The organism is Endozoicomonas sp. SESOKO1 (assembly GCF_024606265.1).
In the GTDB taxonomy this organism is placed as follows: domain Bacteria; phylum Pseudomonadota; class Gammaproteobacteria; order Pseudomonadales; family Endozoicomonadaceae; genus Endozoicomonas.
On sequence record NZ_JAHHPP010000199.1, the window covers coordinates 1 to 4490 of the forward strand.

The window sequence follows — 4490 nt, forward strand, 5'->3', positions numbered from 1 at the left end:
GAGAATGCTCCCTGAAGTGAGCGCAGGGCTGAGGTTATCCGTGAAGCGGGCCAGGGCGCGATTCTCAGGGATGGCATGACGGTGGTGATTGCCGGTCGGCCCAATGCCGGAAAATCCAGCCTGATGAATGTTCTGGCTGGCCGGGACACGGCCATTGTCACCGATATTGCCGGCACCACCCGGGATATATTGAAAGAGCATATCAATATCGATGGCATGCCGCTGCATGTGGTTGATACCGCCGGTCTGCGAGAAACCGGGGACCGGGTGGAACAGATTGGTGTAGAGCGGGCTTTTAAAGCCATTGAAGAGGCTGACCGGGTGTTGCTGATGGTGGATGGATCATCAACCGACGCAACCCATGCTCATGATATCTGGCCTGAGTTTGCCGACCGTTTGCCCGTGCAGGAGAAACTGACGATTATTCGCAATAAAATCGACCTGACCGGTGAGCAGCCCGGAGCTTCAGAGGTTGATGGTGTTCCGGTTATACGTCTGTGTGCCTGTAATGACCAGAAAAGCGAGCACGGAGTCGATGCTCTCCGGGAGCACCTGAAAGCCTGCATGGGCTTTGAAGGCGCCATGGAGGGCAGTTTTTCTGCCCGGCGCCGCCACCTGGAGGCGTTGCGACAGGCAGGAGAGTATATTGAGAACGGTCGTCAGCAACTGGAGCACCTTGGAGCAGGAGAGCTGCTGGCAGAGGACCTTCGTCTTGCCCAGAAAGCCCTGGGAGAAATTACCGGCACCTTTTCCAGTGATGACCTGTTGGGGCGTATCTTTTCGTCATTCTGTATTGGAAAGTAACCGGTATAAATACCGGGTTAAGGTCGGATTTATTGTTTTGCCTGAAAAGAACGCTAAAACGGTTTACCGGTCAGAGATGTGAAATCAAATATTGCTGATAATAATGCCATTTCCCCTGACCTTTACCAGGCAACCAATCCGCCTGGTAACCAGGTCGGAGAAAAAACGACGGAGAGGGTTTCGGTTGTTCCTCCGGAACAGGTGTCGCCTTTTCTGAAATTGCCAAATGAGCTTCTGATTAAAATTTCCGACTACCTGACTCTCGTTGATTTCAGTCGCCTGACCATAACAAGTAAGGGCTTGATTACCCGTTTCAACACAGAAGCAAAACTGAAAAAACTGGCCTTGCAATATTATGGCTCTGCCCTTGAAGCCTATAGGAAGATAATTGAAGACAGGGATTTACATATACCTGCTGTACCAAACAATGAAATTGATGACCGGTTATTATGGCTTGTTTATCATCGATACCTAAGCAATCAATACCTGGCTTCTCTGGAAAATTATACCTGGGAAGCCTGGGTGGCGTCGAAAAAGTATACCGTCGAAATGAACTCAGCCACCGCATTGGCCGATGAACGACCGGCTTCCTGCCTACGGCTTGCTGATCATCGAAACGCAAGTAATAAATACCTGATGTCTCTGGGAATGAATACCCAAAAAACCTGCGTGGCGACACTCAATGGCCATACTGACAGGGTGAACTCAGTCACGGCATTGCCCGATGGGCGGCTGGTTTCCTGCTCTACTGACAAGACCCTGAAAGTGTGGGATCTGGACCAGCCCAACGGGCAGCAATGCGTGGCGACGCTCAATGGACATACAGGCAAGGTGAGCTCAGTCACGACATTGCCCGACGGGCGCCTGGTTTCCTGCTCTGATGACAAGACCCTGAAGGTGTGGGATCTGAACCAGCCCAACGGGCAGGAATGCGTAGCGACGCTCAATGGACACACAGGCAGGGTGAACTCAGTCACGACACTGGCCGATGGGCGGCTGGTTTCCTGCTCTGATGACAGGACCGTAAAGGTCTGGGATCTGAACAAGCCCGACGGGCAGCAATGCGTGGCGACGCTGAATAGTCATCAGTCATGGGTGTACTGCGTCACGCAATTGCCTGACGGGCTGCTGGTTTCCTCCTCGGCGAACGAGACCATAAAGGTGTGGGATCTGAGCAATTTCCGGGGGCCACCATGCGTGGCAACGTTGCATGGGCATGCCGGCTGGGTGAACTCAGTTGCGCCATTGGCCAGTAAGCAGCTGGTTTCCTGCGGTGATGACAAAACCATAAAGGTGTGGGATCTGAATAATCTTTACCGGCAGCCCTGCGTGGCGACGCTGCATGGGCATACCAGCTGGGTGAAATCAGTCACGTTATTGCCCGATGGGCGACTGGCTTCCTGCTCTTTTGACAATACCGTAAGGGTATGGGATCTGAGCTTGCCCGATGGAGAGCCATGCGTGGCAACGCTGCATGGGCATACCGAAAGCGTGATCTTTGTTACGTCATTGCCCGGTGGGCGACTGGCTTCCTGCTCTCATGACCAGACCGTAAGGGTGTGGGATCTGAGAGATCCTGACGGGTAGTCCAGATGGGGTCCGCACAGATGGGTGTTATTTCCAGTCAGCCTCCCGGGAATTCGGTAAATTCATTCTTTGTTGTCTGTCAGACTCCCGCTCTATCTGCCAAAAAGACAGGATTTTCCGGTCACCATCCATAGAGCTGACCTTTAGGGAGTGACCGCAAGGGCTAAATCTGAAGTTATCAATGCAGCCCTCCACTTGCAGGCGACCCTTTTCCTGCCAGATACCCTTTGGGCTTATGCCCAGTACAACCAGGCAAGATTTGTCGTTAACATCAAGGCCGACAAGAAGATACCCACCGTGATTAAAAACAGGTTTACAGAGTCGTAAATCAGGGACTGGGGTTTGCCGGACCCATTCACCGTTTTCCTTTTGTACCTGAATATCCAGCCTTCCCCGATCATCAGTACAAATAATCGAGTGTCCGTCCGGGCTGAGCTTCTGGGCAGAGGGAACAGCGGAGTTTTCACACCTGCGACGACCTCTCCTGTCACAAAGATAAGTAAACATGTGCTGGCAGTGCCACGTTCCGGCCCCATTCAATTGCCAGACCATTGCAGATCCCTCCTGAAACAGCACAAATACTGAGGAGTCGACATTGAATGTCACCATTGACTTAGGCAAAACCAACGGGGACTTCTGGAAATAGTCATGATCTTTTATTTCCGCTACCCAACCGTTGTTATCCGTTAAATGCCAGATATCAAAATTATCTTCGCCATGCACAACCAGATACCGGCTATTGGGACTGAAGGTTGCTTCCAGTGATATACATAGGTCGGGGTACGGCTGATGTTTGATGATTCTTATGGTTTCAGACCATCGACCGTTATCGCCAAGACTAAAAACAACCACGAAAAAATCCTCTACATATATTTCCATGTCGTCGGAATCTTCCCCTGCATAATTGAAGCATGCCGCAAAATGTTGACTGTCCGGACTGAATGTAACTGAGTCAAAACCTCCTATATCATCTATATCTATTCCTGCTTCTGTCAGAGCCGTGGTGTACACGTTAAATTCCAGCATCCCGTTGGCTAACCAGCGGCCATCCTTTTGTTTTCCAAAGAATTCGATATATATTTGATGATCTATGGCAATATGATTACTGTCCGGGCTGAAATTATTGTTACCTTGGGGGCAAACACCGTTGATTGTCCATTGACCATTCAACTCTCGACCTAAAATCTGGCTCGTCTGGGAGGAGTCAGAATAAATCAGAGATTTGCCATCGGGCGAAACCTGAAAAGATAAAGAGCTAAAATCAATACTTTGTTCACTACCAGCATGGGGAAAAAGCTCAGCGACAGTCATTCGCTTTGTTTCAGTCCATAAGCCTTTCCCATCCTGCTGAATAATCGACAGTAAAGCGTCTTTAGCGCCATAGGTTTTAAAAGCAGGTCTATCAGAGGGGGGAGGATCAACAGGTATAAAAACAGTATTGCCATGGTATCGATCAATGCTGTTAAAGCAATCGAAGAAACAGCGCCCCTCAATAGTGAATTCCCTGTTCCAGCAGCCATTATTTCCCGCCGTCCAGATAGAAAACTGAAAGCTGTGACGATCATTAATGAGCAGCCGACTGTGATTCTCATTGAGATAGTAATCGCTAATGAAATCTTCCCTGCCAATCGAGTTTTGCAGCACAAAATTAAGGGATGTGGCATTAATGGTTTCATTGCGTAAATTATCAGCGTGATATGCGCAGATTGCCGGAAAATTTTCAGTACAATACGATTGCCCGGCAATGACTTGTATTTTTGATGTCCGCAGATGATGAATCAGTGGCTTATTGGTAATACTCAGATCCCGGTAAAATAGCTGTTCATTCTTACCCAGACTCCCATAACATCGAACGAGTTCAAACAAGCCATATTCAGTCAGGACAGTGCGCATTTTTCTGGAAACAAGTGCCAAATTACACGCGTCCTTAAGCGATAAATAACCGGAAATTTTCAACAATAATTCCACCGGTAGCCTGGTAATACACCAACTGTGGAAATGAGCTGATTGTTCAGGAATAGCCAGACTCGTTTCACTCAGAAAAGGTTCATTAGGTTTTTCCTGTGTGATAGGTGATTGCAAGATAAATCCTCTTATTT

At 49.1% G+C, this 4490-nt stretch carries 2 protein-coding genes and 1 pseudogene; 2 read left to right on the forward strand and 1 reads right to left on the reverse strand.

Annotated features, from left to right (window positions below):
- Positions 1-33: 33 nt before the first annotated feature.
- Both KDK13_RS09445 and KDK13_RS19200 read left to right on the forward strand, forming a co-directional pair.
- Positions 34-804, forward strand: a pseudogene (locus KDK13_RS09445) (GTPase); the annotation flags it as partial.
- Positions 805-882: 78 nt separating this feature from the next.
- Positions 883-2391, forward strand: a complete 1509-nt coding sequence (locus KDK13_RS19200; RefSeq protein ID WP_257284729.1) for an F-box/WD repeat-containing protein — start codon at positions 883-885, stop codon at positions 2389-2391.
- 27 nt (positions 2392-2418) lie between these two features.
- Here KDK13_RS19200 and KDK13_RS09455 read toward each other — a convergent pair.
- A partial coding sequence (locus tag KDK13_RS09455) for an F-box protein (RefSeq protein WP_257284730.1) occupies positions 2419-4490 on the reverse strand: 2072 nt, incomplete at its 5' end.